1 protein-coding gene is annotated in these 676 nt (G+C 39.3%); it reads left to right on the top strand.

Annotated elements, in window-relative coordinates; translation table 11 throughout:
* A partial coding sequence (locus tag AC1FXZ_RS21990; RefSeq protein ID WP_480057567.1) for an enoyl-CoA hydratase/isomerase family protein occupies positions 1–676 on the top strand: 676 nt, incomplete at both ends.

The raw sequence follows: 676 nt of genomic DNA, 5'->3' as shown, positions 1-676 counted from the left end.
TAAATGCAGCGATTGATGATATCCGTTTTGACACTGATATTAAAGTAGCAGTATTAGTGAGTGATATGCCGAAGTTTTTCTCAGCAGGTGCAAACATTAATTTCTTAAAGGCTTCTGAGCCACGTTTCAAAACTCAATTCTGCTTGTTCTGTAACGAAACATTAGATAAGATTGCTCGTTCACCACAAATTTGGATTGCTTGTCTAGAAGGACATACAGTTGGTGGAGGTCTAGAAATGGCACTTGCTTGTGACCTACGTTTCATGGGATCAGAAGCTGGTAAAATTGGTCTTCCAGAAATTACACTTGGTGTACTAGCTGGTACAGGTGGAACTCAGCGTCTAGCTCGTCAAGTTGGTCATTCAAAAGCACTTGATCTAAACTTAACAGGTGAAACATTATCACCACAAGAAGCATTAGATATCCGTTTAGTTGACCGTGTATTCCCACAAGAAGAAACAAGAGCAAAAACTCTTGAGTATGCTGAGAAGATTGCAAACAGTGCTACATATGCAGCACAAAACATTAAACTTTCAATCATGAACGGAAAAGAAATGCCATTAAACGTTGCGATTCGTTATGAAGGTGAACTACAAAACCTATTATTCCGTTCGCAAGATGCACAAGAAGGACTAAGCTCATTTATTGAAAAGCGTCCAGCTGATTGGTCTGGTCA

This window comes from Halalkalibacter sp. HAAS-P014 (assembly GCF_056619965.1).
Note: the sequence above shows the minus strand (reverse complement) of the source record. Positions and strands in the feature narration are given on the sequence as shown.